Source organism: Neisseria sp. P0001.S005, from assembly GCF_051963715.1.
The window spans coordinates 1-311 of the sequence record NZ_JBQCTZ010000906.1 but is presented as its reverse complement, the minus strand read 5'-3'; the positions used below and the strand labels follow the sequence as shown (position 1 = coordinate 311).

1 protein-coding gene is annotated in these 311 nt (G+C 52.7%); it reads left to right on the top strand.

Annotated elements, in window-relative coordinates; translation table 11 throughout:
- Positions 1-12: 12 nt before the first annotated feature.
- Positions 13-311 (top strand): DUF4390 domain-containing protein (locus tag ACTHSP_RS23440; protein WP_440347174.1); only part of this gene is annotated, 299 nt, incomplete at its 3' end.

The following is a 311-nucleotide window of genomic DNA, read 5'->3' as shown; positions in this document are numbered from 1 at the left end:
ACAAACATCAAGATGGCTTTTATTACGCGCTTATTAAAAAGCAGTAAAACGCTGATTGTACCGCTCTTGCTCGCCGTGTCGCTGAATGCGGCGGGCGAGGGCATCAGTGCGACCCGTGCCGAGGCAAAGCTGACCCATGCCGGACAGCTTTCCGTCAGCAGCCGTTTCCGCACTGATCTGCCCGACCAGCTTAAAGAAGCACTCAAACAGGGTGTCCCCCTGCATTTCAATTTAAGTTGGCAGCTGTCAGCGCCGTCCATGTCGTCTTATAAATTCAAGTTCGACCAGCTGCTCAACAACGACAGCACGAT